Annotated in this window: 23 protein-coding genes; 16 read left to right on the top strand and 7 right to left on the bottom strand. The window is 72.9% G+C overall.

The window, feature by feature from the left end; translation table 11 throughout:
- The first annotated feature begins 124 nt into the window (after nucleotides 1–124).
- Genes cpaB through V3N99_04475 form a run of 5 tightly spaced genes read left to right on the top strand, consistent with a single transcriptional unit; the run spans nucleotide 125 to nucleotide 6,368 of the window.
- Entirely contained in the window at nucleotides 125–862 is a 738-nt protein-coding gene (gene cpaB / locus V3N99_04495) for a Flp pilus assembly protein CpaB (GenBank protein MEO3936002.1), read from the top strand.
- A gap of 43 nt (nucleotides 863–905) precedes the next feature.
- Entirely contained in the window at nucleotides 906–2,114 is a 1,209-nt protein-coding gene (locus V3N99_04490; GenBank protein ID MEO3936001.1) for an AAA family ATPase, read from the top strand.
- Nucleotides 2,111–3,484: a CpaF family protein gene (locus tag V3N99_04485; GenBank protein ID MEO3936000.1), complete on the top strand. Its 1,374-nt coding sequence runs from the start codon at nucleotides 2,111–2,113 to the stop codon at nucleotides 3,482–3,484. The genes V3N99_04490 and V3N99_04485 overlap by 4 nt, the downstream gene beginning before the upstream one ends.
- Nucleotides 3,485–3,489: 5 nt before the next feature.
- Nucleotides 3,490–5,454 (top strand): type II secretion system F family protein, encoded by a 1,965-nt coding sequence (locus V3N99_04480; GenBank protein ID MEO3935999.1) that lies wholly within the window; start codon nucleotides 3,490–3,492, stop codon nucleotides 5,452–5,454.
- Nucleotides 5,454–6,368, top strand: coding sequence for a type II secretion system F family protein (locus V3N99_04475; GenBank protein MEO3935998.1), 915 nt, complete (start codon nucleotides 5,454–5,456; stop codon nucleotides 6,366–6,368). Before V3N99_04480 ends, V3N99_04475 begins: the two co-directional genes overlap by 1 nt.
- A gap of 42 nt (nucleotides 6,369–6,410) precedes the next feature.
- Here V3N99_04475 and V3N99_04470 read toward each other — a convergent pair whose 3' ends face one another.
- Both V3N99_04470 and V3N99_04465 read right to left on the bottom strand, forming a co-directional pair.
- Nucleotides 6,411–7,046: a response regulator transcription factor gene (locus tag V3N99_04470; protein MEO3935997.1), complete on the bottom strand. Its 636-nt coding sequence runs from the start codon at nucleotides 7,044–7,046 to the stop codon at nucleotides 6,411–6,413.
- 32 nt (nucleotides 7,047–7,078) lie between these two features.
- Complete coding sequence (locus V3N99_04465; protein MEO3935996.1) at nucleotides 7,079–8,695, bottom strand: histidine kinase; 1,617 nt, start codon at nucleotides 8,693–8,695, stop codon at nucleotides 7,079–7,081.
- A 188-nt stretch (nucleotides 8,696–8,883) separates the two neighbouring features.
- Between V3N99_04465 and V3N99_04460 the strand changes: the two genes are divergently transcribed.
- The 5 genes from V3N99_04460 (at nucleotide 8,884) to V3N99_04440 (ending at nucleotide 13,402) form a co-directional block, all read left to right on the top strand.
- The gene (locus V3N99_04460) at nucleotides 8,884–9,639 is read left to right on the top strand and encodes a phosphoribosyltransferase family protein (GenBank protein MEO3935995.1); all 756 of its coding nucleotides are present in this window, start codon (nucleotides 8,884–8,886) and stop codon (nucleotides 9,637–9,639) included.
- A gap of 108 nt (nucleotides 9,640–9,747) precedes the next feature.
- Complete coding sequence (raiA, locus tag V3N99_04455) at nucleotides 9,748–10,440, top strand: ribosome-associated translation inhibitor RaiA (protein MEO3935994.1); 693 nt, start codon at nucleotides 9,748–9,750, stop codon at nucleotides 10,438–10,440.
- A gap of 96 nt (nucleotides 10,441–10,536) precedes the next feature.
- The gene (locus tag V3N99_04450; GenBank protein MEO3935993.1) at nucleotides 10,537–11,268 is read left to right on the top strand and encodes a response regulator transcription factor; all 732 of its coding nucleotides are present in this window, start codon (nucleotides 10,537–10,539) and stop codon (nucleotides 11,266–11,268) included.
- 20 nt (nucleotides 11,269–11,288) lie between these two features.
- Nucleotides 11,289–12,497 carry a crosslink repair DNA glycosylase YcaQ family protein gene (locus V3N99_04445; protein ID MEO3935992.1) on the top strand — a complete coding sequence of 403 codons (1,209 nt, stop codon included), beginning with the start codon at nucleotides 11,289–11,291 and terminating at the stop codon, nucleotides 12,495–12,497.
- Nucleotides 12,494–13,402, top strand: a complete 909-nt coding sequence (locus V3N99_04440; protein ID MEO3935991.1) for a glycosyltransferase — start codon at nucleotides 12,494–12,496, stop codon at nucleotides 13,400–13,402. Before V3N99_04445 ends, V3N99_04440 begins: the two co-directional genes overlap by 4 nt.
- Nucleotides 13,403–13,497: 95 nt before the next feature.
- Here the strand turns inward: V3N99_04440 and V3N99_04435 are convergent, their stop codons facing one another.
- Nucleotides 13,498–13,698 (bottom strand): hypothetical protein, encoded by a 201-nt coding sequence (locus tag V3N99_04435; GenBank protein ID MEO3935990.1) that lies wholly within the window; start codon nucleotides 13,696–13,698, stop codon nucleotides 13,498–13,500.
- Between the two features lie 76 nt (nucleotides 13,699–13,774).
- The gene (locus V3N99_04430; protein ID MEO3935989.1) at nucleotides 13,775–15,532 is read right to left on the bottom strand and encodes a GNAT family N-acetyltransferase; all 1,758 of its coding nucleotides are present in this window, start codon (nucleotides 15,530–15,532) and stop codon (nucleotides 13,775–13,777) included.
- Between the two features lie 159 nt (nucleotides 15,533–15,691).
- Here V3N99_04430 and secA point away from each other — a divergent pair, with 159 nt between their 5' ends.
- Nucleotides 15,692–18,571: a preprotein translocase subunit SecA gene (gene secA / locus V3N99_04425; GenBank protein MEO3935988.1), complete on the top strand. Its 2,880-nt coding sequence runs from the start codon at nucleotides 15,692–15,694 to the stop codon at nucleotides 18,569–18,571.
- A gap of 3 nt (nucleotides 18,572–18,574) precedes the next feature.
- Here secA and V3N99_04420 read toward each other — a convergent pair whose 3' ends face one another.
- Together V3N99_04420 and V3N99_04415 are read right to left on the bottom strand one after the other, a co-directional pair.
- Nucleotides 18,575–19,099, bottom strand: coding sequence for an Rv3235 family protein (locus tag V3N99_04420; GenBank protein MEO3935987.1), 525 nt, complete (start codon nucleotides 19,097–19,099; stop codon nucleotides 18,575–18,577).
- A 5-nt stretch (nucleotides 19,100–19,104) separates the two neighbouring features.
- Entirely contained in the window at nucleotides 19,105–20,121 is a 1,017-nt protein-coding gene (locus tag V3N99_04415) for a hypothetical protein (GenBank protein MEO3935986.1), read from the bottom strand.
- Between the two features lie 115 nt (nucleotides 20,122–20,236).
- On the opposite strand from V3N99_04415, the gene V3N99_04410 reads away from it, so the two are divergent.
- Entirely contained in the window at nucleotides 20,237–20,839 is a 603-nt protein-coding gene (locus tag V3N99_04410; protein ID MEO3935985.1) for a hypothetical protein, read from the top strand.
- 55 nt (nucleotides 20,840–20,894) lie between these two features.
- Here V3N99_04410 and V3N99_04405 read toward each other — a convergent pair whose 3' ends face one another.
- The gene (locus tag V3N99_04405; GenBank protein ID MEO3935984.1) at nucleotides 20,895–21,143 is read right to left on the bottom strand and encodes a helix-turn-helix domain-containing protein; all 249 of its coding nucleotides are present in this window, start codon (nucleotides 21,141–21,143) and stop codon (nucleotides 20,895–20,897) included.
- Nucleotides 21,144–21,430: 287 nt separating this feature from the next.
- Here V3N99_04405 and V3N99_04400 point away from each other — a divergent pair, with 287 nt between their 5' ends.
- From V3N99_04400 to V3N99_04385, 4 genes are all read left to right on the top strand, one after another.
- Nucleotides 21,431–22,090, top strand: a complete 660-nt coding sequence (locus V3N99_04400; protein ID MEO3935983.1) for a hypothetical protein — start codon at nucleotides 21,431–21,433, stop codon at nucleotides 22,088–22,090.
- Complete coding sequence (locus tag V3N99_04395) at nucleotides 22,087–23,388, top strand: hypothetical protein (protein MEO3935982.1); 1,302 nt, start codon at nucleotides 22,087–22,089, stop codon at nucleotides 23,386–23,388. Before V3N99_04400 ends, V3N99_04395 begins: the two co-directional genes overlap by 4 nt.
- Before the next feature lie 526 nt (nucleotides 23,389–23,914).
- On the top strand, nucleotides 23,915–25,357 hold the full coding sequence (locus V3N99_04390; protein MEO3935981.1) for a wax ester/triacylglycerol synthase family O-acyltransferase: 1,443 nt from the start codon (nucleotides 23,915–23,917) through the stop codon (nucleotides 25,355–25,357).
- Nucleotides 25,354–26,340 (top strand): patatin-like phospholipase family protein, encoded by a 987-nt coding sequence (locus tag V3N99_04385; GenBank protein ID MEO3935980.1) that lies wholly within the window; start codon nucleotides 25,354–25,356, stop codon nucleotides 26,338–26,340. Before V3N99_04390 ends, V3N99_04385 begins: the two co-directional genes overlap by 4 nt.
- Nucleotides 26,341–26,371: the final 31 nt, after the last annotated feature.

Here is a 26,371-nt window from a genome sequence, read left to right as displayed (position 1 = left end):
CCTCCAGGTCGTCTGTGTGGCTCGGCACCCTCACCGTTCGTGCTGGACAGGAGGGTGCCGGGCGAAGTTCGTCCCCTGGCCGCTCCGATGCTGGCCCCTCCCCTCCCGAATAGGCGGTCCTCCCATGAAGGCTCGAGTCGCCGTCGTCGTCGTGGCCGCCCTGGTCGCCCTGGTCGGGGTCGGGGCGCTGGTGCTCTACGCCCAGGGGGCGAACTCCCGCGCGGTCGCCGGAGCCCGGCCCCAGCAGGTCTACGTGGCCGACAGGGTGGTGCCGGCCGGCACCTCCCTGCAGGACGCCGTCAACCAGCGCCTGCTCAGCCGCACCAACCTGCCGGCCGAGTCGACCCCGCAGGGCGCCCTGACGCAGGTCACGGCGCAGAACAAGGACCTCGTGGCCGTCAACGAGATCCAGACCGGCGAGTTCGTGCTCTCGACCCGCTTCCAGCCGCAGGCGGTGGGGGCGCAGGCCATCTCGGTGCCCAAGGGCACGGTCGCCGTCTCGGCCGAGCTCAGTGACCCGGCCCGGGTGGGGCAGTTCCTGACCCCCGGCTCGCACATCGTCATCTACGACACCTTCGACAAGCCGGGCAGCGCCGGTCAGGTCACCCCCACCACGGAGGTCCTGCTGGAGGACGTGCTCGTCATCGCCGTGGGGTCGGCGTCGCTCTCCCCGACGGGTGGCGATGCCCAGTCGACGGACGCCAAGGCCGGCACGGTGCCGGTCACCGTGGCCCTGCCGCCCAGCGACTCCACGCGACTCGTGCACGCCATCCAGACCGGCAAGCTCTATTTCGGGCTCCGGGGCTCAGGGGTGGACCTGTCGCAGAGCGGCTCGGTCTCCGACTCGTCCCTCTTCCCGTGACCAGCCCACCCACCACGCACTCCACGCCAGTGAGGGCCACGACATGACCATCCTCTGGGACACCGACCCCCGCGCGTCCGAGCACTACACCTACGCGCTGGGTGCCGGGTTCGTGGTCGCGGAGTCGGGCGTGTCCATCACCCGCACCCTCGCCAGCACGCCCGCCGAGCTGCTCGTCGTCATCGGCCCCGACATCGACCTCGATGCGGCCTGCCAGGTCATGGAGACCGTGCGGGTCGACCGTCCCGAGGTGGGCATGATCCTGCTGCGCAAGCGGCTCGACGTCACCGTGCTCGGCTACGCCCTGCGGGCCGGCGCCCGCGAGGTGGTCGCCTCCGACGACCTGGCCGCGCTGGCCGACGCGTGCCGACGCAGCCTCGAGCTCTCGGCCCGGCTGCGCAGTGCAGCGGGCAAGGGGCACGAGGAGACCGGTCGCGTGATCACCGTCTTCTCGGCCAAGGGTGGCGTCGGCAAGACGACCATGTCCACCAACCTCGCGGCCTACCTCGCCTCGTGCGGTCACCGGACCCTGCTGATCGACCTCGACCTCGCCTTCGGCGACGTGGCGATCGCCATGCACCTCGACCAGCAGGCCAACAAGACCATGGAGGAGCTGGCCGCCATGGCCGGTCACCTCGACGAGGGCGGCCTGGCCTCGGTCCTCACGATCCACCAGCAGAGCGGTCTCGAGGTGCTGTGCGCCCCCACCAACCCGAGTGGAGTCGAGCGCATCCCCACCGCCACGGTCACCGAGGTGCTACGAGTGGCCCGTCACCTCTACGAGTTCATCGTCGTCGACACCCCGCCGGCCATCACCGACCACGTGCTGGCCGCCTTCGACCTGAGCGACTCCATCGTGCTCATCGCGACGCTCGACATCCCGGCGCTGAAGAACCTGCGGGTCACCCTCGAGACGCTCGACCTGCTCGGCAGCCCGGCCGAGGCGCGCATCGTGTGTCTCAACCGCTCCGACGCCAAGGTCGGCCTGAGCGCGGCCGACGTCGTCACCGCGATCCGGCACGAGATCGCCGTGATGGTGCCGGGCAGCGTCGACGTGCCGGCGGCGGTCAACCACGGCAACCTGATGACCCTCGACCAGCCCAGGCACCCGGTGAGCCTGGCCATCCGCGACCTCGCCGACCGGTTCATCCGCGCGCAGGGCTCGCAGCTGGCCGCCTCGACGGGCCGGACGCCGAGCGCGGCGCCCGAGACGGGTGTGCGGCGCCGGTTCAGCTGGGGGGGCAAGCGATGAGCCTCGCCGACCGCATCGACAGCGTCCGCCGGGCGGCGCTGCCGGTGGGGGCCGCCACCGAGCCGATGCCGGGGATGACTCGCGCGCCCGTCACCAGGATCGACCCCTTCGCGACGGTCAAGGCCAACGTGCACCGGGCCCTCGTCGAGCAGCTCGGACCGCAGCTCTACGACGTCAACCTGCCGGAGGACGTGCTCGAGCAGAAGGTGCGCACCTCGCTGCAGTCGGTGCTCGACCTCGAGGAGACCCCGCTCTCAGCCAGCGACCGGTCCAGCATCGCCCAACAGGTCAGTGACGAGATCCTCGGCCACGGACCCCTCGAGGCGCTGCTGCGCGACCCCGACGTCACCGAGATCATGGTTAACGGCGCCGAGCAGATCTATGTCGAGCGTGGCGGTCGCATCACGCTCGCTCCGACCCGCTTCACCAACGAGAGCCACCTGCGGCGCACGATCGACAAGATCGTCGGCCGCGTCGGTCGCCGGGTCGACGAGTCGAGCCCGATGGTCGACGCGCGCCTGCCGGACGGCTCCCGCGTCAACGTCGTGGTGCCGCCGATCGCCCTCGACGGGTCGATCCTCACCATCCGCAAGTTCTCGCCCGATCCCTTCACCGACCAGGACCTCATCGCCTTCGGCACCCTGACCCCGACCGTGCGCGACTTCCTCGCGCTCTGCGTGGCCGGTCGCCGCAACATCCTGATCTCCGGCGGCACCGGCTGCGGCAAGACCACCCTGCTCAACGTGCTGTCGAGCTTCATCCCCGACGACCAGCGGATCGTGACCATCGAGGACGCGGCCGAGCTGCAGCTGCGGCAGCGGCACGTCCTGAGGCTCGAGTCGCGCCCGCAGAACTCCGAGGGCCGCGGCGAGATCGCCGTCCGCGACCTCGTGCGCAACGCCCTGCGGATGCGGCCCGACCGGATCGTCGTGGGCGAGGTGCGCGACGGGGCCGCGCTCGACATGCTCCAGGCCATGAACACCGGACACGACGGCTCGCTCACGACGGTGCACGCCAACAGCGCCCGCGACAGCCTCTCGCGGCTCGAGACCATGGTGCTCATGGCCGGCATCGACCTGCCCGTCCGGGCCATCCGCGACCAGGTGGCCAGCGGTCTCGACCTGGTCATCCAGCAGTCGCGCCTCAAGGACGGCTCCCGGCGCATCGTCGGCATCAGCGAGGTCGACGTGCTCGAGGGCGACACCATCACCCTGCAGGAGCTCTACACCTTCGACTACGCGCGAGGCCGTGACGAGAACGGCCGTTTTCTCGGCTCGCTCGTCCCCACCGGGCTGCGCCCACGATTCTCCCAGGAGCTCGCCGAGCAGGGAGTCGACCTGCCCGGGCACCTCTTCGCCCGGAGCCGGTGACCGCGATGACGCCCCCGCCCCCGTCGCCCGCCCGAGCCCGGTCCGGCGCCGCACCACTGCCGCTAACCGTGGCGCTCTCGGCGCTCTCGCTGCTGGTCATCGTGCTGCTGGGCGGGCCAACGGTCGCGGTCGCCGCCGAGGCGCCCGCACCGACGGCGGCCCTGTCGACGGTGATCGTGAGCAGCGACGGCACCCTCTCCGGCAGCCTGACCGTGCCTGGGGTGCTCGACGGTGGGGCCTCCTCCCTGACGGCGAGCATCGGGTCGACGCCGATCCCGGTCAGCGCTCAGGTCGTGGCCCCGTCGGCCCGAGGGGTCATGCTCGTGCTCGACACCAGCACCGCGGCGGGGAGCCCCGGCCTCGACGCCATCCGCGCTGCGGTCGACGCCTACCTGAGCGCCGCGCCGCGCGACCTGCTCGTGGGCGTCATCGGCTACGACGCCTCGGCGCGACTCGCCATCGCACCCACGCTCGACCGCAACGCGGTCCGGGCGGCGGCCGGCGCGCTGGTGGCGCGGCTCGGGCGCACGACGTACGACGCGCTCTCGATGGCCCTGACCCAGCTGGGAGCCGATGGTCAGCGCACGGTGCTGCTGGTGACCGGCGGAGCCGACCTCGGAAGCGCAGCGACGCTCGAGCAGGTGACCACCGGGCTGCGGACCGCGGGGGTGACGACGCGGGTGGTCTCCTACCAGGGCCACCCGGCGAACCTCGGTCCGCTGGCCCAGGTCGCCACCGACGGAGCCGCGGGCGTGGTCCCGGCCGGTGACGCAGCCGCCCTCGTGTCGACGCTGACCGCTACGGCTCGGACCGTCACGACGCAGGTGCGCTGGAGCCTGCGCACGAGCGACGCGCAGTACGGCAGCCAGCAGGTCGTGCTCTCGGGTGCGAGCGGTGGCACCCGCTTCGCCGCCTCGGCGCCCGTCGACCTCGGTGCGGCTCCGGTGGTGACGAACGCCCCTCCCGCAGCGCTGGCGACCCCGGCACCCTCTCTCGTCCTCGGCCTTCCCCTCACTGCGGTCCTGGCGCTGGTCGCCGTCGGCCTGGCCCTGGCCGCCGTGGTCGTGGCGCTGACCGCCCCGGCCTTCTCGTCGCGCGGGTCCGTGCGCGCCCGCGAGATCAGCCAGGCCTTCGACGCCCTCCCCGACGAGCGGTCGCGCCCCGGGGCCTTCGCCGAGACGGTGGTGGCATTCGGCGACCGGATGATGCGCGACCGTCAGTCGACCGGCACGACCGTGACCCTCATCGAGCGGGCCGACCTGCCCTTTCGCGCCGGGGAGTGGTGGGTCGTGCGCGTGCTGTCGGTCCTGGTCTGCGGCGCGCTCGGTGGCCTGCTCCTCAGCCGCGTCCTCGTGGCGGGCATCGTGGTCGGGGTGGTCCTGGGGCTCCTCGCGCCGGGCCTCGTGCTGCGGCGCCTGGCCGACCGACGCTCCGAGGCGTTCGACCAGCAGCTGCCCGACGTCCTGACCCTCATGGCGAGCAGCCTGCAGACCGGCTTCTCCTTCCTCCAGGCGCTGGACGCCGTCTCCCGCGATGCGGCCCAGCCCGCGGCGAAGGAGTTCAGCCGCACGATGGCCGAGACCCGCATCGGGGCCGACGTCGACGAGGCCCTGGGGCGGCTCGGCGGCCGGATGCGCAGCGGCAACATGGAGATCACGGCGATGGCGGTGCGCATCCAGCGGCAGGTCGGCGGCAACCTCTCCGAGACCCTGCGCACCACCGCCGCCACCATCCGCGAGCGGCAGGCGCTCGCGCGGCACGTGAGGGGGCTCGCGGCTGAGGGTCGCCTCTCCACGTGGATCCTCGCGCTGCTGCCGATCGTCATCTTCCTGGCGACGCTCTTCCTCAACTACGACTACATCTCCGTCCTGTGGAACAGCCTCATCGGAGCGGGGATGCTGGTCTACGCCGTCAGCTCCCTCACCCTCGGGGTCTTCCTCATGGGACGCATGGCGAAGGTGGAGATCTGATGGGCGCCGCACTGCTGCTCTGGGGCGGAGCGCTCCTGCTCCTCGGGGGGCTGGGGGTCGCGGCCTACGCGCTGCTCGGCACCGAGTCACGGGGGGTCGCCCGCAGCCTCTCGATGATCGAGGACCAGGTCTCGCGCGACGAGGTGGCCACGCACGAGCTGGATGCCGGGCAGCGCTTCCTCACCCCCCTGGCTGGGCTCGCCAGGCGGGCCGGGGGCCGGCTGGCTCCGTCCGGCAGCGTCGTGCGCCTCGCCCGCAACCTCGAGCTGGCTGGCAACGCCCCGGGGTGGACGGTCGACCGGATCCTGTCGCTGAAGGGGGTCGGTCTGGTCGTCGGCCTGGTCGTCGGGCTGCTCTTCGTGAGCAACGGGCTCGCCGGTGTGGTGATGATGGTGGCCCTCGCGGTCGGCGGCTTCTTCGTCCCCGACCTGCTGGTCTACAACGCCGCGATCAAGCGCCAGGAGAAGCTGCGCCGGGGGCTCGCCGACGCCCTCGACCTGCTCACCCTGTGCGTCGAGGCGGGTCAGGCCTTCAACGCCGCGCTCCTGCAGGTCAGCCGCTCGGTCGGGGGACCGGTCTCGGCCGAGCTGGGGCGGGTGCTGGCCGAGATCCAGATCGGCAAGAGACGGGCCGACGCCTTCGCCGACCTGGCCGGCCGCACGACGGCCCCCGAGATCCGCACCTTCGTGACCGCGATGACGCAGGCCGACCGGCTGGGCGTCCCCCTGGGCTCGGTCCTGCGCGGCCAGGCCAAGGAGATGCGTCTGGTGCGCCGTCAGGTGGCGGAGGAGAAAGCCCAGAAGGTACCGGTGAAGATCCTCTTCCCCATGCTCCTCTTCGTCTTCCCGGCGCTCTTCGTCGTGCTCCTCGGCCCCGGCATCATCCAGATCATGCGGAGCTTCGCCTCGCTCTAGCGGCCGTCGGCAGGCGGGACGGCGCCGTGAGCGGGCGGCCGGTCAGGACTTGATGAGCCCCGACCGGATGGCGGCCATCACCGCGCTGGCCCGGTTGTTGGCCCCGAGCTTGTCGTAGAGCTTGGCGATGTGCGTCTTCACGGTCGACTCGCTCATGTAGAGCTGCTTGGCCACGGCGGCGACCGAGTCGCCGGCAGCCAGCCGGTGCAGCACCTCGGTCTCGCGCACGGTGAGCCGCGGGTGGTCGGGATTCGCCTGCCGGCGCAGGGCTCCGGCCAGACCGGCCGCGGTGAATGACTCGGGTGCGGAGGCCGCGTGCTTGACGGCCGAGATGACCTCGTCGGCGGAGCCGCTCTTGAGGACGAGCGCGGAGGCCCCGGCGTCGAGCGCCTCGAGCAGGGTGTTGTCGTCGTCGTGCATCGTGAGCACGACGATGCCCAGGCGTGGCCGCATCTCGCGGGTCTGTCGCACGAGGTCGAGGCCCGACCCGTCACCGAGGGACACGTCGACGACGAGCACGTCGACGCTGGTGGAGCGCACGAGGGTCATGCCCTCCGCGAGGCTCGAGCCCTCGGCGACGACCTCGATCGAGCCGTCGGAGGTGAGCAGGAAGTTTATCCCCTGTCGCACGAGCTCGTGGTCGTCGACCAGCATGACGCGCAGGCGGGGGGAGGTCACGAAGGAGTGCCCCTCGTGGGAAGTAAGGCTCATCATGAGGGTTGGGGCACCTTCTCGTTGACGTGTACGGGGGAGGTCGAGGTGGACGGTGTCCGGAAGGAGACGAGCAGGTCGAGGCCGTGGCTGTTGTCGACGACGATCTCACCGCCCGCCGCCATCACCGGGTGGTCGGCGAGGGTGCCGGCCGAGAACGTGGTGCGACCGTCGTGTCGCATGCGCAGCGTGGCGTCCGGTGCCACGACACTGAGGTCGACGTCGACGCCGCGCGCGCCACCGTCCTTGGCGTCGGTGAGCACGTCGAGGAAGAGCTGGTAGAGCACGGTCTCGACGCGGGCGGGGAGGCGGAAGCCCGACTCGTCGAGGCGCAGGCTCACCACCACCTCGGCCGTCGTGCCGAAGGACTGCAGACGCGAGGTCATAGTGGCGCCGAGACCCCGCTCGGGGCGCACCGAGACCCGCAGGTCGGAGATGTGCGAGCGGAGGTCGCCGAGGATGCGCCGCAGCTGCCCGCGGGCCGCCTCGAGCATCTGCTCGCTCTTCTCGGGTGGCTGGGTGTCGCGGGTGCGCGCCATGAGGTCGAGGTGGAAACCGAGGGCGACGAGCTCCTGGGCGATGCCGTCGTGCATCTCGCGGGCCAGCCGCTCCCGCTCCTCGAAGCCGGCCCGCTCGCGCAGGCTGGCGAAGGACAGCGCGACGCCGATGACGGGCGCGTGCCGCTCCACGGTGCTGTGCAGCAGCTCGAGGTCCTGCGGGGTGGACGGGGCCACGGCCATCACGTCCTGGACCAGCACGCCGACCCGGGTGCCGCCGGTGGCCACGAGCGGCACCGCGCGCACCTCCCGGTGCAGCTCGGGGTCCCACACGGTCACCGGACGCCCGCTGCGCCAGGCCTGGCCCACCGCACCGGGATCCGTCAGCGGGTCACCCCACGGCACCCGTTCGGCGCCACGCAGGGCCAGCGGCACGGGGTGGTCGTCGGGGCCGCCGACCAGCACCGCCGACCGGGCCATGGGGCCGGGTCGGCCGAGGGTGTCGAGGAGCAGCTCGGCCGAGGTGGCGGGGTCGAGACCGCCCTCGAGGTCGTTCGTCAGCGCCTCGAGGCGGCTGAGCAGGGCGGCGGCCTCGTCGGCCGCGGGGTTGGCGGGGGCCTCGAGCAGGACCAGGGGCCGGGTCGAGCGGTGCACCCAGACGCCACCGATGCCGGAGATCACGGCGACGACCACCCAGCGCACGTCGAGCATCACCGAGCCGAGCGTGCTCGGGCTGGCGAGCAGTCGCACACCGACCGCCACGATGCCCCAGGCGCCGGCCGCAGCGGCCAGCCCATCGCGACCCCACTTGGCACCGGCCCGGGTGAAGGGGATCACGACCAGGGGGATCGCGCTCGGGCCGGCGAGCAGCCCCAGTGCTGCGACCAGCGTGCACGCCGCGGTCGTGGCCCGGGCGACCCGCTCGCGTGGGGCCCCGTCGGCCGGGTCGGAGTAGAGCAGCAGGGCCGTGGCCAGGTCGAGCACGACGACGAGCCCGATCCACGGCAGCACGGTCAGACCCTCGGTGCCGATCCCCGACACCACGAGGACGACGAGGGCGACGAGCAACCGGAAGCCGGTGCCGCTCGAGAGAGTGCCGAACCGCCTTGTGTCGCCCACCTCGCTCCTCGCTCCCGTCACTCGACCCTATGTCGCGTCGTTTGTCTGGTCTGTCCGGGTCGTTCGTCGTCCCTGTGGAGTCGATTGTGTCGCGTTTCGGACGTTCGGGGGGACGAACGGGGCATGTGTCTCGGGAATTTCCCCCGTCCGGTCCCTGATCGTGGCCCATCGGGCGACAGACTGAGCCCATGCAGCCCTTCGGTGCCGTGCTCGACCTCGTGGTCCCGCGTGCCTGCGGCGGCTGCGGTTCGCCCTCGTCGCTACCGCTGTGCCCCTCCTGCGTGGCCGGGCTGGACCGGGTGCGCTGGCCGTCCCCACGGGTCGTCACGCCCCACCCCAGACCGCGCGGCCTGCCACCCACCGTGGCGGCGGCCGCCTACGCCGGGGTGCTGCGGCGGCTCGTGACCGCGCACAAGGACGAGGGCCGCCGCGACCTCGCGCCCGTCCTCGCCGGGCTGCTGGCCGCGAGCCTCGACGTGCTCGTGGTGCCGGGCACGGTCGTGGTGCCGGTGCCGTCGTCCCGCTCGGCCCGCCGTCGCCGGGGGGACCGGCCCCTCGACCACCTCCTGCGGCTGGCGGGCCGGAACGTCGCGCCCGGTGGCGCCGGGGTGGTGGTCGTCGACGCGCTGCGCGCGGTCCGGGTGCTCGCCGACCAGTCGGGCCTCGACCGGGCCGGGCGGGCGGCCAACCTGCGAGGGGCGTATGCCGTGCGACCGGGCGACCGGGGTCGGCTCGAGGGGCGAGAGGTCGTCCTCGTGGACGACGTGCTCACGACCGGGGCGACCCTCGCCGAGGCCGCCCGGGCAGTGCGGTGCGCGGGTGGCGAGCCGGTGGCCTCAGCCGTCATCGCCGCGACCCGGCTGCGCGGGGACCGGCCGGCGACACCGCATCCGGTGTCTGCGCCCGACCGTTCGGCCCTTCCGCCACGGGACGCGGAGGACTAACGTCAGGAGCTCAGTCCGGTTCGTCCCCCAGCACGATCGGAGGTGGTGTCAGGTCACGAGGCCTGCCCGGCCGTCTCGCCGAGTACCCCCACCACCAAGGAGGACTACGTGGACATTGTCGTCACCGGGCGCCACGCCCAGGTCACGGACCGCTTTCGCGCGCATCTCGAGGAGAAGCTCGCCAAGGTGCCCCAGCTCATGCCGAAGGTCACCAGGGTCGACGTCGTCGTCACCCACGAGCCCACCACCACCGACTCCGAACGCGTGGAGATCACCTGTCACGCCAAGGGGCCCGTCATCCGGGCCGAGGCGTGCAACGTCGACAAGTACGCGGCGCTCGACACCGCCATCGACCGGCTCCACGAGCGGCTGCGCCGGGTCGGCGACCGTCGCCGGGTCTCCCGCGGACGCCGGGCGCCCGAGTCCGTCGCGCGGGCCACGGGTCGGGCGGCGACCGCACCGCTCGACGTGCGCCGCGACGACGTCGTGTCGGAGGCCGAGCCCTCGACCCCGTTCGCCGACACCCCGATCGAGGTGCGCGAGAAGGTGCACGAGAGCGCGCCCATGTCACTGGAGGAGGCCCTCGACCGGATGGAGCTCGTCGGGCACGACTTCTATCTCTTCCACGACAAGGACACCGACCGGCCGAGCGTGGTCTACCGCCGCCGGGGCTGGTCCTACGGCGTGCTGCACCTCGAGGTGGCTGGCGCTGGGGTGGCTGGTGAGGCAGGCGGGGCGACTGCGGCGGAGACGACCCCCCGGGGGGTCCCCGAGCCGGTCGGCGCCGGCCGACCGGCCTAGCCCCCGGACCACGACCCGGACCGCGGGGTCGACCGGCGCCCGAGCGCGCCGGTCGACCCCGTCGTGAGCGGGGCGAATCGTGCAATGATTCCCACTATGCACCCCGTCACGAGCCCCGGCACCGGCACGTCCGGGGCGAATGGCGAGCCGTCGGCTCAGCGCGAGGGAATCCGGGTGCTCGTCGCCGACGACCACGTGCTGTTCCGCCGCGGTCTCGAGATGGTCCTCCAGCAGGAGGGTGACATCGAGGTCGTCGGAGAGGCCAGCGACGGCGCCGAGGCCGTGGCCCGCGCCGAGGAGCTGCTGCCCGACGTCATCCTCATGGACGTGCGGATGCCCAAGATCACCGGCATCGAGGCCTGTCTGTCGATCAAGGAGCTCGTGCCCTCGAGCAAGATCCTCATGCTGACCATCTCCGACGAGGAGACCGACCTCTTCGAGGCGGTGCGGGCCGGCGCCAACGGCTACCTGCTCAAGGACGTGCCGGGCGAGGAGATCGCCGCCGGCATCCGCGCGGTGCAGAGCGGGCAGTCGCTCATCTCGCCGTCCATGGCCTCCAAGCTGCTCGCCGAGTTCGCCCAGATCAGCCGCAAGGACGCCGAGGCGCCCAACCCGCACGCCCCCAAGCTCACGGTGCGCGAGGTCGAGGTGCTGCGGCTGGTGGCCCGAGGCATGGCCAACCGCGAGATCGGCACGGCACTGTTCATCTCGGAGAACACCGTGAAGAACCACGTGCGCAACATCCTCGAGAAGCTCCAGCTGCACACCCGCATGGAGGCTGCGATGTATGCCGTGCGCCAGAACATCATCGACCCGCGCCAGCACTGAGGCCACAGGAGCGCGGGCCCGTGGTCACGCGGCGTCGACTGACCCTCGCGCAGGCCCGACGGGTCGCCATCACGGCCCAGGGGCTCGCCCGGCCGCGACCCGCCTCGGGCAGCGTCGGCAGCCGTGACCTTCAGCGGGTGGTGGACACGGTCGGCATCATCCAGATCGACAGCGTCAACGTGCTCACCCGCAGCCAGTACCTCCCGTTCTTCTCGCGGCTCGGTCCCTACGACCCGGCCCTGCTCGACCGGGCCCGTGACCGCGCGCCGCGCCGGCTCGTGGAGTACTGGGCCCACGAGGCCAGCCTCGTGCCTCCGGCCACCTGGCCGCTCCTGACCTTCCGGATGGAGCGGGCCCACGACGAGGCCTGGGGTGGCATGCGCCGGGTCGCGCGCGAGCACCCCGGTCTCGTCTCGGCGGTTCGGGCCGAGGTCGAGGCGGCCGGGCCGATGACCTCGCGCGAGCTCGAGGCGGCCCTGGCCCCCGAGCAACCACGCCAGACCGGCCACTGGGGGTGGAACTGGTCGCTGGTCAAGATGGCCCTCGAGCACCTCTTCTGGGCCGGGGAGATCTCCTCGGCCGGTCGCACGACCTCTTTCGAGCGGCGGTATGCCGCGCTCGCGGCAGTCGCCCCTCCCGCCGTGCGGGCGGCCTGGCTCGACCCGACGCTGCGTCCGGACCACGACGCCGCGGCCGTCGAGATGGTGCGCATCGCCGCCCGTGCCCACGGGGTCGCGAGCGAGCTGTGCCTGCGCGACTACTTCCGCCTCAAGGCGGTCCAGGTGCGCCCGGCCATCGCCCGGCTCGTCGCCGACGGGGAGCTGGAGCCCGTGGAGGTGGTGGGCTGGCGGCGTCAGGCGTGGCTGCACACCGGCGCGAGGGTGCCGCGCAGGGTGGCGGCGCGGGCGCTGCTGAGCCCCTTCGACTCCTTCGTCTGGCAGCGCGACCGCGTCGAGGAGCTCTTCGGCTTCCGCTACCGGATCGGGATCTACACCCCGGCCGCGCAGCGCGAGCACGGCTACTACGTGCTGCCCTTCCTGCACGGCGAGCATCTCGTGGCCCGCTGCGACCTCAAGGCCGATCGGGCCGCCGGCGTGCTCCGGGTGCCCCAGGTCTCCTGGGAGCCCGGCAGCACGCCGGCCGACCACACGGCCCTCGAGGCCGAGCTGGCACTGCTGGCGCAGTGGCTGGGACTGACCGGCGGCCACCGGCACGCGGTGCCGGCGTGACCTCCGACGCCGTCGTGGCGGTCGTGCCCGCCTTCCACCCGGGGCCTGACCTGCCCGCGCTGGTGGCCGACCTGATGACCCAGACCGGGGGTCGGGTGGTCGTGGTCGACGACACGGGTGGTGCGGGGGACTCCGCTCTCGACGGCGTGCGAGGTCTCGGCGCGCTGGTCCTGCGCCACGAGGGCAACGCGGGGATCGCGGCCGCCCTGACGACCGGGGTCGCGGCCGGCCGCGCACGGTGGCCCGAGGTGGGCGCGGTGCTGACCGTCGACCAGGACTCGCGGCTGGTCCCCGACCACCTCACCCGGCTGCTCGACGCGCGCGCGCTCGCGCAGCGAACGGGGGTGCGGGTGGGCCTGGTCGGGCCGCAGGAGGTGCAGGGGCTGCCGAGCCGGGCGGCGCGCCAGCGCGGCGGGGTGCTGCTCGGCCGCGAGCCCGTGCAGTCGGGGCTGCTCGTGCCCCTCGAGGTCTGGGACGAGGTCGGGGGCGTCGACCCCGACCTGTTCATCGACGGCGTCGACAGCGACCTGTGGCTGAAGGTGCTCGACAGCCGTCGTCAGGTCGTCGTCGCGCCGGGGCTGCGGGTGGCCCACCGGTTGGGAGCGGCCGAGCCCCTCGTCGTCGCCGGCCGCCGTCTGCGCTGGCGGGGTCACGCCCTCGAGGTGGCCGTGTCGGCGCCCTTCCGCTCCTACTACCTCGTGCGCAACCGGCTGCTGCTCACCGGGCGCCACGGGCGCCGTCACCCGGTGTGGGCGGCCGGTCAGCTCGTGGGCCTCGCCCGGCACCTGACGCTCACGATGCTGCTCGACCCGCAGCGTCGTGGCGAGCGCCTGGGTCACATGAGGGCGGGCCTGCGGGACGCCCGACGACGTCGTGCCCACCGGCCACGACCGCCGGGGCCCTAGCTCACGGATACTGACGGCCGCCTTTCGCCCATTGAAAGAACCGTTGTCCCCGGGAGGGCCGACCCGGAGAGTTGCGTCCAACCCTGGTGGTCAGGTCACGACGACGTGAACGAGAGACCGAGGCAGCCATGACCCTCATCGACCCCCAGGCCTTCGACGGGAAGATCCACCACGACGGCGGGTGGGGACGCTGACCCCGAACGGCGGGCACGCTCGATGAGGCTGAGCACGCTGTGGTCGACGTCGAAGGCCGAGAGCATCGCCAGCACCTTGTGGGTGACGCTCGTGGACTCCACGAGCCCATGGTCACGACCGGGCAGCTGCGGGTACCTGGCACCGAGGACGCACCGGAAGGGGATCCGGCCGGTGGCGCTAGCGAGGTGGCCCGGCGTCGGGTCCGGAGACACCTCCGCCGCCGTCCTCCCCGTCGCCTGACCTCGCTCCCTGGTCGGAGGTCGACGCGGCCCGGCGGTCGACGCGCCCGTCAGAGGCGAGCAGCTCGAAGTAGGCCCCGTCGCTGAGCGTGCCGTCGGTGCGGCGCCAGGCCTGCCGGTCCTCGCCCCAGCGGCGGAAGCCCACGCGCTCGAGGGTCGCCTGCGAGGCGAGGTTGTCGGCGTCCGTCCCGGCGTGCAGGCGGGTCAGGCCGAGCCCGCCGTCCGGTACCGGGGCGAAGGCGTGTTCGAGCACCGCCGCCAGGGCCTCGGCCACGTAGCCGTTGCCTCGCGCACCCGGCACGAGCCAGTAGCCGACCTCGGCGTCGAAGCGGCCGGGGAGCGGCGCCAGCCGAAAGAGGGTGAGGTAGCCCAGGGCGCGGTCACTCGTGCGGTCGGCGACGCACCAGGCCAGGCTCTCGCCGGCGTCCTGACCGCGCCGCTGCCTCGCCAGCCAGGCTGGGTAGGCCGCGGTGTCGGGGTGGGCCGCCGCCGGCAGGAACCGTCGGCTGGTCTCGTCGGGGCCGTCGTCCGGTCCCGGCGCGTCGTCGTCGCGGTAGGGGCGCAGCAGCAGGCGCGTCGCCTCGATGACGGGCACCTCGAGCGGCTCGACGGCCTGCTGCCCACGGTCGTCGTCAGCGGTCACCTCCAGCAGCAGCCCCGCCGAGTCAGCGGGCCCGGTCGGTCCGACGCCCCGGAAGCCAGCCCGCCGCAGGAGCCGCAGCGCCAGCCGGTCGTCGGCGCCGACCCGCGCCTCGACCCGGGCCAGACCGAGGCCGCCAGCCGCCGGCGCCGACAGGGCATGGGTGAGGACGGCCTCGAGGGCGGTCCGGGCGACGCCGCGTCCGCGCTGGTCGGGGGACAGCCAGCCGTCGAGGGTCGCGGAGCCGCCGGCCGCCCAGTCGCCGTTCGCCACCAGCTGCACCGACCCCACCACGGCGTCGGACGCCGTCGGGGTCGTGACCGCCCACGACAGCAGCTCGCCGACGGCCTCGAGGGCGAGCCGTCCCGCGTGCCACGCGGCATACGACGGGGGAGTGGGGCCCCAGCCGACCGGCACCGACTCGGCGTCGTCCTCTCCCCAGGCCCGCAGGCTCACCGGGGTGCGCCCCGGGTCGCCCGTCAGCGACGGGGGGCGCAGCCAAAAGGTCGTGGGCTCGAGCGGGTCGCCGGGGGCGAGCGTGCCGGCCCAGCTGTCGCGCAGGACCCCCCGGCGCAGGACACGGGTCTCACCGGGGGCGATCGCGAAGCCCGAGCGCCACGCGACCCGGCGCGAGGCGACGTTGCCGGCGGCCGCGTGCCAGAGCACGAGGGGGCAGCCTGCCGCGAACGCGTGGGCGACGACCAGCCGGGTCGCCCGGGTGAGGTGACCTCGTCCGCGCAGGCCGGGATGGGCCGCGAAGCCGATCTCGCGCACCCCCTCGCCGCGGTGGCTGAGGTCGACCAGGCCGGCGAAGCCGCCGTCCACCTCGACCGCCCACTGCCACCGCTCGTCGCTGGCCCACCCTGCTCGCGCCAGCGCGAGGAAGTCCTGGGCGTCTCGCAGGGTGTAGTCGGGCGGGATGGTCAGGGACCACCGCTGGACGAACTCGTCGCGGCTCTGCTCGACCACTGCCCCGAGGTCGTCGTCGCGCAGCTCACGCAGGATCACCGTGCCGTCCTTGAGCACGGGGACCTGTGCCTGCCGGCTGCCACTCATCACCCCACCCAACCAACCCCGCCAGGCCACGGCAAGTGCATCGGCCCCGAGAGGGAACGAGCGCCGGGAGGCCATCCGTTGGGCGGGTGCGACGCCACCGACTAGCCTAGAGCCCGGTCGTCACCTCACCCAGCGCACGTCACGAGCAGGAGTTTTCACGTGGTCAAGGTCTTTGAGAAGCTCCTGCGTGCCGGTGAGGGGCGGGCGATCAAGAAGCTCGAGGCGGTCGCGGCCCAGGTGGCCGCTCTCGAGGAGGACTTCGAGAAGCTGAGCGACGACGACCTGCGCGCAGAGACCGACGTCTTCAAGAAGCGGCTCGCGGAGGGCGAGACGCTCGACGACCTGCTGCCGGAGGCCTTCGCCGCGGTGCGGGAGGCGGCGCGCCGCACCATCGGCAAGCGCCACTTCGACGTGCAGATCATGGGCGGCGCGGCGCTGCACCAGGGCAACGTCGCCGAGATGAAGACCGGTGAGGGCAAGACCCTCGTCGCGACACTGCCGAGCTACCTCAACGCCCTCTCGGGCAAGGGGGTGCACGTCGTAACCGTCAACGACTACCTCGCGGAGTACCAGTCCGAGCTGATGGGTCGCGTGCACCGCGCCCTGGGGCTCGAGACCGGCTGCATCCTGTCGTCGATGACGCCGGAGCAGCGGCGGGCCGAGTACGCCAAGGACATCACCTACGGCACCAACAACGAGTTCGGCTTCGACTACCTGCGCGACAACATGGCCTGGTCTCCCGACGAGCTGGTGCAGCGCGGGCACAACTTCGCGATCGTCGACGAGGTCGACTCCATCCTCATCGACGAGGCGCGCACCCCGCTGATCATCTCCGGCCCGGCCGAGGCCGCGACCAAGTGGTACGTCGAGTTCGCGCGGCTGGCCAAGCGGCTGACCCGCGGCGAGCTGGAGTCGGGCGAGGGCGACTACGAGGTCGACGAGAAGAAGAAGACCGTCGGGGTGCTCGAGTCGGGCATCGAGAAGGTCGAGGACATGCTCGGCATCGAGAACCTCTACGAGTCGGTCAACACCCCGCTCATCGGCTACCTCAACAGCGCGATCAAGGCCAAGGAGCTGTTCAAGCTCGACAAGGACTACGTCGTGATGAACGGCGAGATCCTCATCGTCGACGAGCACACCGGCCGCATGCTGGCCGGGCGCCGTTACAACGAGGGAATGCACCAGGCCATCGAGGCCAAGGAGGGGGTGGAGATCAAGAACGAGAACCAGACCCTGGCGACGATCACCCTGCAGAACTACTTCCGGATGTACTCCACCCTCTCGGGCATGACCGGCACCGCCCAGACCGAGGCCGCCGAGCTGAACTCGATCTACAACCTCGGGGTCATCCCGATCACGACCAACCGCCCCATGGTGCGCATGGACCAGGCCGACCTCGTCTACCGCACCGAGGAGGCCAAGTTCTCCGCCGTCGTCGACGACATCGCCGAGCGTCACGACGTCGGTCAGCCGGTGCTCGTCGGCACGGTCAGCGTCGAGAAGAGCGAGCGGCTCTCGCAGGAGCTGCGCAAGCGCGGCATCGCCCACAACGTGCTCAACGCGAAGTTCCACGAGCAGGAGGCCAGCATCATCGCCGACGCGGGCCGCCAGGCCGCGGTCACCGTCGCCACCAACATGGCCGGTCGTGGCACCGACATCATGCTCGGCGGCAACCCGGAGTTCCGTGCCGTGGCCGAGCTGCGCGCCCGCGGCCTCGACCCGGTCGACACCCCGGACGAGTACGAAGCCGCGTGGGACGAGGCCCTCGAGCAGGCGGAGGCGGCGGTCCAGGCCGAGCACGACCAGGTCAAGGACCTCGGGGGGCTCTACGTGCTGGGCACCGAGCGGCACGAGTCGCGGCGCATCGACAACCAGCTGCGCGGCCGCTCAGGTCGTCAGGGCGACCCGGGGGAGTCACGCTTCTACCTCTCGCTGCAGGACGACCTCATGCGGCTGTTCAACGCCGCGATGGTCGACCGCTTCATGACCACGGCCAAGATGGAGGACGACGTCCCGATCGAGTCGAAGATGGTCTCCCGCTCGATCGCCAGCGCGCAGAGCCAGGTCGAGGGACAGAACTACGAGATCCGCAAGAACGTCCTGAAGTACGACGACGTCCTCAACCGGCAGCGTCAGGTCATCTACGAAGAGCGTCGCCAGGTCCTCGAGGGTCAGGACATGGAGGAGCAGATCCGTCACTTCGTTAACGACGTCATCGACGGCTACGTCGCTGCCGCCACGTCTGACGGGTATGCCGGCGACTGGGACCTCGAGCAGCTGTGGACCGCGATGAAGGGCCTCTACCGGCCCATGACGGTGACCATCGACGACCTCGCCGAGCAGGCGGGTGGCCACGGCCAGATCACGCCCGACCTGCTGCGCGACGAGCTGAAGTCGGACGCCCACCGCGCCTACGACCTGCGCGAGGAGACGCTCGGCACCGAGGTCATGCGCGAGGTCGAGCGGCGGGTCGTCATGTCGGTGCTCGACCGTCGCTGGCGTGAGCACCTCTACGAGATGGACTACCTGCAGGAGGGCATCGGCCTGCGGGCCATGGCTCAGCGTGACCCGCTCGTGGAGTACCAGCGCGAGGGCTTCCTGCTCTTCGAGGCGATGATGGAGGGCATCAAGGAGGAGTCGGTCGGCTATCTCTTCAGCGTCGAGGTCGACGTGGCGCCGCCCGCCGACGCCCCGCTCGTGGGCGGGGCCCCGATGGCGGTGGGCGACCTCATGGGGACGCTCGCTGCCGGTGCTGCCGGTGCTGCCGGTGCTGACGACAGTGAAAGTGACCTGGGCGCTGGCGAGGGCCCGCAGGACGCGGCCGTGGGTGGCGCGGCCGACGAGTCGCACGAGGCCCGCCCGGTGATCACGGCCAAGGGTCTGCAGGGTGGGCCCACGGCACGGCGCCTGACCTACTCGGCGCCGAGCGATGACGGCGGCGTCGAGGAGCGCGTGGTCGACGACTCTCCGCAGGTGTCCGAGCCGGCCAACCGGGTGGAGCGACGCACCTCGAAGAAGGGGCGTCGCCGCGGGAAGTAACGGTCAGCCGACGAGCAGCTCGGTGACCACCCAGCGGCCGTCGAGGCCCTCGAGCCGCAGGGCGACGGCCCGCACCCGCCCGCCGGCGATGACGACGAGAGCGGCCTCGGCCACCCCGTCGGCCGGCTCGCAGACACGCAGGTTCAGCACGACGGGGGGCCGACCCCCACGCAGCCCGCGGCGCACGGCGACGAGCGACCGGCGGGCCACCACGGCATACACCTCGGCGGTCGTCCACCGCACCACCTGGGTCGCGGGTCGCACGCCCCACATGACCTCGACGAGGGCCTGGCCGATGCTGCGGGCGAAGGCCTCGGCCAGGGGCAGGTGCTGGCGCGTGGTCGGCTGACGATCGAAGTAGTGGTCGTCCTCGGGGTCGGCCAGGGCGAGCACGCCCTGCACGTAGCTGCTCGGTGCGGTGGGCGTCTCGAACGCCTCGTCCGCCGTGATGCGGGCGGGCTCCCGGCGGGGGATCGGCGTGACCCGGAGCCGTCTGGACCCGGCGGCCGACGGGCGTGTTGCCGGCACGACGCTCACCGTCCGGTCTCGGAGGTCTCGGAGGTCTCGGAGGTCTCGGAGGTGGGTGGAGGCGGGGCCAGCGCCTGACCGGGCACGATGCGGTCGGGATCGGCACCGATCACCGCCCGGTTGGCGGCGAACCACCTCGGCCACTCCTGGCTGATCGCGCGAGGCTCGGCCCCGGGCCCCAGCTCGGCGGCGGCGATGTCCCACAGGGTGTCTCCCGCCGCGACGATGAGCGATCCCGTCGACGACCCCGCAGACGTGGTCGAGCGGGGCGCGGGCCGGCCAGCCGGCGCGGCCGCGCGAGGTGTCCGCGGTGCCAGGACGCCCAGCCCCGGCCCGGCCACCCGGGTGGGGGCGACGGCAGAGGACGGGGGTCGCGTGGCTGTCCGGGGGTCGGCCGTGACGGATCCGCGGGATGCGCCGGCCGGGACGGGTGCGGCGACTGGTGCCGGCGCCGCCCAGGGGTCGGCCGGGGAGGTCGGGTCGGCGGGACGGGACGTCGCGACCGCGACCGGGGGGAGCAGGTCCGGAGACAGACCTGCCGCGGCTGCCGGCACCGAGCCCGGGGTCAGGGCATCCGGACCGGCGTCGGTCGCGGACCATGCGGTGGGCGCGAGCGAGCGCAGAGGCCCGGCGGGTGTCGCCGCCAGTGCCGGCACCGCTCCGGAGACGACGATCGTTCCCCCGAGGACGGTGGCGGCCACCCGGCGCACGAGCTGGGGACTGACGCTCTGGCTCATCCGCCGGGCGCAGGAACCGAGCTGACCGGGCAGGGCCGCCCCGAGGCTGACGAGGAATCCTGCCCCCAGCCAGACGCAGAGCGCGCACCCCAGACCGGCCACCAGCGCGACGAGGGCGTCGGCGGGTGCACCGGGCCCCGGCCCCGCCAGCGCACCCCAGGCCTGCAGGGTGACGCGGGCCAGGGCGACGCCGAGGACCCCTGTCACACCCGACACGAGGGCTGCCGCCACGAGCGCCCTCGAGAGGTGTCCGGCGCGGTCGACGGCGGGGTCGGGCTGCTTCACGGATGGGCTCACTCACGACTAGAGATTGATGTGTGCTGCTATTTGATTCCGTTTGCGTGTGGATGTCAAGAAGAGCGGGCCGCGGTCCGCCGACGGGTGGGAGGATCGGGCGACCGTGGACAGAGCGAGCGGCGGACCCGAGCGGGCCGTGACCGGAAGGGGACCGATGCGCTGGGACGAGCTCTTCGCCGACCTCGAGGGGCGGTGGCACGCCCAGGAGCAGCTCGACCTCGAGGCCGAGGTGGCTGACCGCACCCGCCGGGAGCGCGCCCTCGTCGGGCTGCAGGAGCGGCTCGTGGCCGCCGTCGGGTCGGGGCCGGCCGAGCTCCGGGTGGCCGGGGCCGGGCCCGTGCGGGGCGTCGTCACCGATGTCGGCAGCGACTGGGTGCTCCTGATGGAGCCTCAGGAGCAGGCGGTGCTGGTGGCCTTCCCGGCGCTGCGGTGGATGACGGTCCCCACGGGGCGGATCCAGCCGCTCGGCGCCGTGGCGCGCACCTTCGGGATCGGCGCGGCCCTCCGGGCGATCAGTCGTGACCGGGCCGTGGTCGACGTGGTGGACCTCGACGGCGGCAGCCTCACCGGCACCGTCGATGCGGTGGGACGAGACCTGCTCGACCTCGCCGAGCACCCGGCCGACCTCGTCCGCCGGCCCGAGAACGTGCGGGCGGTCAGGTCGGTGCCCTTCGCTGCCCTGGCTCTGGTGCGTCGACGGCGGTGACGGCGGTGACGGCCCAGCGCACCGGGGGGTGGAAGCCAGGTGTGCTCAGGCCAGCTCAGGCGTGGGGATCGTCCTCGTCGGTCGCGCCGGTGCCGAAGGGATGGGCGGCGACGAACTGACGCGTCTCGGTGTACATCCGGGCAATGTAGGTCTCGAGCTCGCTCGCCTCGACCCGCCACTGGCCGCGGCCTCCGACCTTGATGGCCGGGAGCTCTCCGGACCGGACGAGGGCATAGGCCTGCGCGGAGGAAATGTTGAGCACCTCGGAGACCTCGGTGAGCTGGAGGAAGCGTTTGGTCGTCATCGTCGGCGGTCCTTGGTCTGTGGGCGAGGAGGCGGAGTGATAGCCAGCGACCGGGCGACATCGGGAGGAAAAGCTCGGTCCGGTCCCTCACGCCTCGGTCACCGTCCGACCGCCCCGAGACCTGTCTCGCTCATCTTGGCACAGGTCGCGGGTCGCACCCGGTTGTCCACAGGCTCGTGCGGAGTGGGTGCGTTGCGACGACGGCTCCGCCATGATGGTGCCCGGCCGGTGACGACTGGCCGCATCGTCGACGATCGCCCGGGCAACGGGTCAGAGGGGGACCATCCGTGAGTGAGCTGCCCACGCCCAGGGCGTCCCGGCTGCAGCGTCCGTCCTGGCGCGACTCCCGCCTCGTGGCGGGGGTCCTCATCGTGCTCGCCGCTAGCGCGATCGGCGCCAAGGTCGTGGGTGCGGCCGACGACACGGTGCCGATGTATGTGGCCGCCACCGCGATCAGGCCGGGCGACCGGCTCACGGCCGCCAACCTGCGCCGCGTGGACGTGCAGCTCGGTGACACCGGGCGGCTCTACCTCGCGGCCGCAGCGGGCGCCCCGGTCGACGGATGGGCGCGCACCGCGGTGGCGGAAGGTCAGCTCGTGCCGTCGGGGGCGGTCGGCCAACGGTCCGACATCGACGTCCAGCGGGTCGCGGTGAAGGTCGACAGCACCTCCGCTACCGGGCTGGTCGCCGGCTCGGTCGTCGACGTCTGGGTGAGCCAGCGTGACCCGGCGACCACGCAGGAGCGGTATCTCGCCGCGAAGCGCCTGCTGCTGGGCGTGACGGTCGCCGACGTGCCCGCCACGGGCTCCGGCTTCGGCGGCGCCACCTCGTCGACCGCTGTCCAGATCCTCGTCCCGCGTGAGCGGGTGGGTGAGGTGATCGGGGCCGCCGACAGCCTCTCGCGCCTGACCCTGGTCCCGGGGCCGGGCGGGACCGCGGGCTCGTGACCGGCGTTCTGGTCGCGGTCGGTCCTCGGTGGGACAGCCGGCTGGCGACGACGGTCGAGGCGGCGCGTGACCTCGAGCTCGCCCGCCGGTGCGCCGACCTGGCCGACCTGCTCGCCGCTGCAGCATCCGGTCTCGGCACGGCCGCCGTCGTCTCCGGGGACCTGCGCGGGCTCGACCTGACGGCCGTCTCGACCCTACGGGCATCGGGGGTGGCCGTCGTTGGGGTGAGCGACCCGGTCGACGAGGGCTCCGAGCGTCACCTGCGCCAGATCGGGGTCGACGTCGTCGTCCCGGCCGACGTCGCGGCCGCCGACCTCGCCGAGTCCGTGCTCGCCGCCTCAGCGGCGCCCGGGGGAGCGGGCGCACCGGCATCGGGCCGCCATGAGGCTGCCGGCGTCGTGTCCTCAGAACGCGTGGTGACGCCCAGCGCCTTCCCTCCCGTGCCCGAGGCCGAGCCGCAGGAGCCGGCTCGCGTCGTCGCCGTATGGGGCCCCTGCGGTGCCCCCGGCCGCACCTCGGTCGCCGTCAACCTCGCCGCGGAGCTGGCGCTGCTCGGGGTGCCGACGCTGCTGGTCGATGCCGACACCTATGGCGGCAGCGTGGCCCAGGTCCTCTCCCTGCTCGACGAGGCGCCGGGCGTCGCGGCGGCCGCTCGGGCCGCCGAGCAGGGCACACTCGACCTGCCGGTCCTGGCCCGGCTGGCCCCTGAGGTCCTGCCCGGCTTGAGGGTGCTCACCGGTCTGCCGCGGGCGGACCGGTGGCCCGAGCTGCGCCAGGCCGCCCTGGAGCGGGTCTACGACGTCGCCCGGTTGCTCGCCCGGGTCGTGGTGGTCGACTGTGGCTTCAGCCTGGAGGACGACGAGGAGCTGAGCTACGACACCCGAGCCCCGCGGCGCCACGCCGCCACGCTCACGAGCCTGGCCACGGCCGACACGGTCGTGGCGGTCGGCGCGTGCGACCCCGTGGGCCTCCAGCGACTGGTGCGAGGCCTGCAGGAGCTCGGCACCGTCCCGAGCGGGGAGGTGCTGGTCGTCGTCAACCGTCTTCGGGCCGGAGCCGTCGGCCCCCGACCCGCGGAGCACGTCACGGCGGCCCTGCAGCGGTTCGCCGGCGTCGTCCCCGCCACCTTCGTGCCCGACGACCCGGCGGCCTTCGATGCCGCGCTGCTCCAGGGTCGCGTGCTCGCGGAGTGCGCACCCTCGTCGCCCGCCCGGGCCGCCCTGCGCACCCTGGCGGCGACGCTCGGCGGCGTCGATGTGCCGTCCAACGTCCGGCGCAGAAAGCTCATCACCAGATAGAGCGCATATGTCCGATTGATAGGTTGATGTAGGCCTTTCGGGACGAGCCTCGCTCGCGTCGACGACAGCACACCGGCTGGTACCCCACCCGGCCGATGTCTCTCGAGCTCCACACCCCCCTCACCCCGCCCGGTCAGCGCCTGGGCCCGCGTCCCCACGCGGTGCCGCGACCCGTGCGCCTCACACGATCGTCCCGGGACCGATGGCGACCCACGTCCCCCACCCGCTCGACCCGTGGCCCCCTGCGAGGTCGATGGCTGTTGCGCGAGACGGGCACCTGCGTTGAACATCCCCACGATCGCGCGTCACCTCTGCCAGGCGGCCCGTGCCGTCCGGGTCGCCGGGACGCTCGGCCCCGTCATCGCCCTGACGACCGTCTTGGTCCTGCCCGTCGACGCGCCGGTTCGGTCACGGGGGCGCCGCCCTCCGGTGACCCACTCCCCTCCATCCGGGCCCCGGATGAGATCCTCCTAATACCAGCCGGGCGCGACGTTCGACCCCGCCTCGCTTCTGACACGATGTGGCTGTGCCGGACCGACTGACCTCGCTCGACGCGTCGTTCCTCTACCTCGAGGGGCCGACGACCTTCATGCACGTCGGATCGGTGATGGTCTTCGAGCCGGCTGAGCACGGCTTCGCGCACGAGACGCTGCTCGCCCTCGTGCGGGACCGGATCATCGGCTACCCCCGCTTCCGGCAGAAGGTGCGCGAGGTGCCGGGCGGGCTGGCCAACCCGGTCTGGGTCGACGACGAGACCTTCGACCTCAGCTACCACGTGCGACGCTCGGCACTGCCCCGGCCGGGCAGCGACGACCAGCTGCAGGAGTTCGTCGCCCGGATCCAGTCGCGCCAGCTCGACCGGCACCGCCCGCTGTGGGAGGTCTATCTCATCGAGGGCCTCGAGCACGGGCGCTTCGCGATCGTCACCAAGACCCACCACGCGATGGTCGACGGCGTCAGTGCCGTCGACATCTCCCAGCTGATCCTCACGTCCGAGCCGACGCCGGTGCCCTCGCGGCCGGACCCCTGGCGGCCCCAGCCCGAGCCGACCGACCTCCAGCTGGTCGGTGACGCGGTGCTCGACCAGGTCTTCGCGCCGGGGCAGGCGGTGGAGTCGATCCTCGAGGGCGTCAACGAGGCGCGGGCGATCAGCGGCCGGGTCGTGCGCGGGCTCGGGTCCCTGGCCACGACGGTCGCGCGCGGTGCCGCCCGCCCGGCCCCCGTGAGCCCACTCAACGCCGAGGTCGGCGCGGCGCGGCGCTTCGTCATGGTGGGCACCGACCTGGCCGACCACCGTCTGGTGCGTGCGCGGCTCGGACGCGGCGCCTACGCCGACGACGTCAGCGTCAACGACGTCGTGCTCGCCACCCTGGCCGGCGCCTTCCGCGCCTGGCTCCTGACCCGCGGCGAGCCCGTCGGGCCCAGCACCGTCGTCAGGGCCATGGTGCCGGTGAGCATCGAGGGAGGCGACGGGGGCGACAGGGGCGACGGGGGTGGCAGCCCGGGCCATCGGCTCACGGCCTGCTTCGTCGACCTGCCCGTGGGCGAGCCCGGCGCCTCGATGCGGCTGCACCAGATCGCGTTCGCCATGCGCCAGCAGATCGAGGGCGGTCAGGCGGTGGGCGCCGGGCGGCTCGTCGGTCTCGCCGGCTTCGCCCCACCGACCCTGCACGCGCTGGGGGCGCGTCTCGGCTCGGCGATGTCCCGTCGCCTCTTCAACGTCATCATCACCAATGTGCCCGGCCCGCAGTCCACCCTGTATGCCGCGGACGCGCCGATGCTGTCGACCTTCCCCGTCATGCCGCTGGCCCGCGGCCAGGCCCTGGCGATCGGGCTCACGTCCTACGACGGCGGGGTGTACTACGGCCTCAATGCCGACCGCAACTCCATGCCCGACGTCGACGTCCTCGGTCAGAGCATCGTCGACTCGCTCGCCGAGCTGTCCGACAAGCCGGACGGCAGCCGGTGAGCCCTGCGGCGGCGGCTGCGGTGGGCCCCCGTCGAGGCCTCGTGATCGGGGGTGGTGGGGTGCTGGGGGCGGCGTGGGCCATCGGTGCGCTGGCCGCCCTCGAGGAGTCGCTCGGTGTCTCGGTCGACTCGTTCGACGAGCTGGTGGGCACGTCGGCAGGGTCGGTCCTGTGCACGATGCTCGCGGCCGGCGTGAGTGTCGACGACCTGCGCACGCACCAGCTCGAAGGTCACGTCCGCCACGGCCCGCTCGCGGGTTTCGAGTGGGACTACGAGCGGGCCACCGAGGGTGACCGCCCACCCGCGCCGAGAGCGGGCCTCGGCTCACCGGTGCTGCTGCGCAAGGGGATTCGCGAGCTGAGGCAGCTCCCCCCGACCGCCGTCCTCGCGGCCTTCCTGCCCGAGGGGCGGGGCAGCCTCGACAGCGTGGGGGCCATGGTCCGCCACGTGCAGCCCGAGGGGTGGGTCGCGCGCCCCGGCCTGTCGGTCGTGGCGTTCGACTACGACGCGGGCGTGCGGGTGGCCTTCGGCCGTGAGGGGGCACCCGTCGTCGACGTCGCCGACGCCGTCATGGCCTCGTGCGCCATCCCGGGGTGGTACCAACCCGTGCGCATCGGCGAACGCCGCTTCATCGACGGCGGCACCTGGTCGTCCACCAACCTCGACCTGCTGGTGGGGTGCGGTCTCGACGAGGTCTACGTGCTCGCGCCGCAGGTGTCGTTCGAGACCGACGCGCCCGCGCAGCTGGTGTCGCGGCTCGAGCGCCAGTGGCGGACCAGGGTCACGGCCAAGGCACTCAAGGAGATGAACGTCGTCCACGCTGACGGGGCCCAGGTCACGATGGTCGGCCCCGGTCGTGAGGATCTCGAGGCCATCGGGGGCAACCTGATGGACGTGACGCGGCGACCCGTCGTCGTCGAGACGTCGTTGCGCACCTCGCGGGTCGCGCTCGCCGATCCCGCGCCCGTACGCGGACGCGCCTGACCGCGCAGCAGGACTACCCTTCGAGCGCCCG

Source organism: Dermatophilaceae bacterium Soc4.6 (genome assembly GCA_039889245.1).
Classification (GTDB): domain Bacteria; phylum Actinomycetota; class Actinomycetes; order Actinomycetales; family Dermatophilaceae; genus Lapillicoccus.
This window is presented reverse-complemented; position numbering and strand designations above follow the sequence as displayed.